The following is a 3,361-nucleotide window of genomic DNA, read 5'->3' as shown; positions in this document are numbered from 1 at the left end:
GGCGCGAGCCGCGCCTCTCCCGTGCCGAGCGCCGCGAACGCGGCGCGCTGCGACTCGATCGCGGCCGGCAGGTCGAACACCGCGCGCACGTCGGCGGCGGACAGCAGCAGGACGTCGGCCATGCGGCGATCCTCGCGAGCCGCGCCCCGCGCTGTCGAGTCCGAAAGGGCAAGCGGTGCTTACCGATCACGACATGAGATCGCATGCTTCGTCGTCTCGACGGCCGTCCGTCGACGGATCACGCTTTTGCCAACCCGCCTGACGAGCGAGGGAGCACCGATGACGTCCACGAAACCACGGCGCCGCGGAGCGCGATCGCACGGGCTCGCGGCGGCCGGCGCCGGGCTGCTGCTGGTCCCGCTCGCCGCCGGCTGCGGGTCGGGCGGCTCCGGCGGATCCGGCGAGGTCAAGATCGGCGTGCCGGCCCCGCTGAGCGGCGACTCCGCGTCCGCCGGCCAGGACATCCTCGCCGCCGCGAAGGTCGCCGCCGACGAGGTCAACAGGGCCGGCGGGGTGAAGGGCAAGAAGATCAAGATCGTCCAGGCGGACGACCAGTGCAGCGCGCAGCAGGGCGCGCAGGCCGCGCAGAAGCTGCTCAACAGCGGCGTGGTCGCGGTCGCCGGCGGCTACTGCTCGGGCGCGGCGGTGCCCGCGATCCCGATCTACGGGCGGCGGAGCGTGCCGTTCGTCATGGACGCCTCCACCAACCCGTCGCTGACCGACAGCGGCAAGGGCAAGGTGTTCCGGACCTGCGGGCGCGACGACAACCAGGGCTTGGTCGCGGCGAAGTTCATGACCGGCCCGCTCGGCGCGAGGCGCGTCGCGCTGCTGCACGACAACACCACCTACGCCAAGGGCCTCGCGGACGCCGCGGCGGCCTCGGTGAAGCAGGCCGGCGGGCAGGTCGTCTACGAGGACGCGCTGCAGCCCGGCCAGTCCGACTACAGCCCGGTCCTGACGAAGGTCGCCTCGACGAGGCCGGACGTGCTGTACTTCACCGGCTACTACGCCGAGGCGGGCCTGCTGATGAAGCAGCGCAAGCAGCTCGGCCTGAGGTTCACGCTGATGGGCGGGGACGCGACGACCGACGCGACCGTCCTGAAGACGGCCGGCTCCGCGGCGGACGGCTACATCGCCACCACCGCGCCGCTCGCCAAGGACCTGCCCGCCGCGTCGGGGTTCGTGTCCGCCTACAAGGCGAAGAACGGCGCCGACCCGGGGCCGTTCTCCGTCTACGAGTACGACGCGGTGAAGGTCCTCGCGAAGGTCATCGGGCAGACCGGGACGAAGGGCACCGACATCATCAAGGGCCTGCACGGCGTCAGGGACTTCCCCGGCATCACCGGCCCCATCACCTTCGACGCGAAGGGCGACCGGACCGACCCGCTGTACATCACCGTCCACGTGCAGAACGGCGCGTTCACCGCCTACAAGAAGCTCGACAAGAGCGGCGCCTGGGTGGACGCCAAGACCTCATGAGCGCGGCGGCATGAGCGAGTTCGTCCAGTACCTGGTCAACGGCCTGACCATCGGGGCGTTCCTGGCGCTGATCGCGCTCGGCTACTCGATGATCTACGGCGTGGTGCGGCTGATCAACTTCGCGCACGGCGACGTGTTCATGATCGGGGCGTTCGCCGGGTACGGGGTCCTCACCACGCTCGGCGTGACCGGCGGGTCGGCCTGGCCCGCGGTGCTCGCCGCGGTGGTGGCGGGCGCGCTCGCCACCGGCCTGGTCGGCACCGGGATCGCCCGCGCCGCCTACGTCCCGCTGCTGTCCTCGCCCCGGCTGGCGCTGCTGATCTCCGCGATCGGGGTGTCGCTGGCGCTGGAGGAGGGCGTGAAGGACCTGACGCACGCCCGGTTCAAGTCGTACCCGGGGGTGCTGGACGGCGGCCGGATCTTCAGCGGGACCGTCCGCGTCACCTACGGCCAGCTCGCGCTCGTGCTGCTGTCGGTGGCGCTGATGGCGGGGCTGTGGCTGTTCGTCACCCGGACCGTCACCGGCACCGCGATGCGGGCGCTGGCGATGGACCGGGACGCCGCGCGGCTGCAGGGCATCGACGTCGAGCGGCTCATCCTCGTCACGTTCTTCGTCGGCTCCCTGCTCGCGGGCGCCGCCGGCGTCATGTACGGGCTGTACTACGTGCAGATCAGCTTCGGGATGGGGTTCCTGATCGGGCTCCGCGCGTTCACCGCCGCGGTGCTCGGCGGCATCGGAAACCTGCCGGGGACGATGGTCGCGGGCGTGTGCATCGGGCTCGTCCAGTCGTTCGCCGCCGGGTACGTCTCGTCCCGCTGGACCGATGTGATCATCTTCGGGCTGCTGATCGCGGTGCTGGCGCTGCGGCCGACCGGGCTGTTCGGCGAACGCGTCGTGGAGCGCGCATGAGGGCCGGGAACCCGCTGCGCCGGGACCTGGCGCTCCGGTACGGGGGCTGGCCGCTGCTGGTCGTGCTCGCGCTGGCCGGCGGGCAGGTGATGGACGACTACCAGGTCACCGTCGCCGGGACGATCCTCATCTACGCGATCCTCGGGCTCGGCATCAACATCGTCGTCGGCTACGCCGGGCTGCTGGACCTCGGCTTCGCGGCGTTCTTCGCGATCGGCGCGTACACGTCCGGGCTGCTGATGGTGAAGCTGGGCTGGAACTTCTGGCTGACGCTGCCGGCGGCGGTGCTCGCCGCGGCCGCCGCCGGGGTCGTGATCGGGTACCCGACGCTGCGGCTGCGCAGCGACTACCTCGCGATCGTCACCCTCGGCTTCGGCGAGATCATCCGGATCACGGTGGTGAACCTGGACGTCACCGGCGGCCCGAACGGGCTGACCGGGATCCCGCCGGTCTCGGTCGCCGGACGGCAGGTCGTCACGCCCGCCGGCTTCTTCCACCTGGCGCTCGCGTTCTTCGTCGCCGTGCTGGTCCTGACGGGCCTGCTGGCGCGGTCGCGGCTGGCGTACGCGTGGCGGGCGATCCGCTCCGACGACACCGCCGCCGAGGCGGTCGGCGTCCCGTCCCGGCGGGTGAAGCTGCTCGCCTACGTCCTCGGCGCCGCCGTCGGCGCGGTCGCCGGCCCGCTGAACGCGGCGCAGCTCGGCACCGTCGACCCGTCCAGTTTCACGTTCCTGACCTCGCTGATGATCCTGCTGGTGGTCATCATCGGCGGGATGGGCAGCCGGCCCGGCGTGATGATCGGCGCGATCGTCATCGTCGCGCTGCCCGAGGCGCTGCGGACCGTGCAGGAGTACCGGGGGCTGTTCTTCGCACTGCTGCTCATCGTCATCGTGATCCTGCGGCCGCAGGGCGTGTGGCCGGCCCGGCCGCGCCGGTTCCGGCTGCCCGCGCGGGCGCCGGCCGAGGCGCGGC

Annotated in this window: 3 protein-coding genes; all 3 read left to right on the top strand. The window is 72.0% G+C overall.

The window, feature by feature from the left end:
* The first annotated feature begins 279 nt into the window (after positions 1-279).
* A complete protein-coding gene (locus ABZ914_RS48840; protein WP_500201435.1) occupies positions 280-1,479 on the top strand; it encodes a branched-chain amino acid ABC transporter substrate-binding protein in 1,200 nt (399 codons plus the stop codon).
* Positions 1,480-1,489: 10 nt separating this feature from the next.
* Positions 1,490-2,389 carry a branched-chain amino acid ABC transporter permease gene (locus ABZ914_RS48835; RefSeq protein WP_190868914.1) on the top strand — a complete coding sequence of 300 codons (900 nt, stop codon included), beginning with the start codon at positions 1,490-1,492 and terminating at the stop codon, positions 2,387-2,389.
* A partial coding sequence (locus ABZ914_RS48830; protein ID WP_500201434.1) for a branched-chain amino acid ABC transporter permease occupies positions 2,386-3,361 on the top strand: 976 nt, incomplete at its 3' end. The genes ABZ914_RS48835 and ABZ914_RS48830, both read left to right, overlap by 4 nt.

This window comes from Spirillospora sp. NPDC046719 (genome assembly GCF_040645715.1).
Classification (GTDB): Bacteria; Actinomycetota; Actinomycetes; order Streptosporangiales; family Streptosporangiaceae; genus Spirillospora.
Note: the sequence above shows the minus strand (reverse complement) of the source record. Positions and strands in the feature narration are given on the sequence as shown.

Coding starts and splice junctions, on each gene's coding strand:
- ABZ914_RS48840 (WP_500201435.1), top strand. CDS start 280: ATGACGTCCACGAAACCACGGCGCCGCGGAGCGCGATCGCACGGGCTC.
- ABZ914_RS48835 (WP_190868914.1), top strand. CDS start 1,490: ATGAGCGAGTTCGTCCAGTACCTGGTCAACGGCCTGACCATCGGGGCG.